Below are 231 nucleotides of genomic sequence, written 5' to 3' on the forward strand. Positions count from 1 at the left end.
GTCGGATACTGACCATTGTCGCTCTCTTTCTTTGGGTGCCCATCAAGATGAAACACTTTTCGACTGCTTTATTATTGCTACTGTTCCTGGCACATCCCGCCATGGCAGAACCAGCAAGCTGCAAAAACCCCACGCTGGGAGAAGTGGACTGGACCGATTTGCGGGTCGCCACTGCCACCGCCAGCATTCTGCTGAACAAGCTCGGATACGATGCCAGCATTACCCGAATGC

At 53.2% G+C, this 231-nt stretch carries 1 protein-coding gene; it reads left to right on the forward strand.

The window, feature by feature from the left end; all coding sequences use genetic code 11:
- Positions 1-47 precede the first annotated feature (47 nt).
- The coding region (locus Q4563_RS23105; protein ID WP_303606215.1) for a hypothetical protein at positions 48-231 on the forward strand (184 nt) is incomplete at its 3' end.

The organism is Gilvimarinus sp. 1_MG-2023, assembly GCF_030548285.1.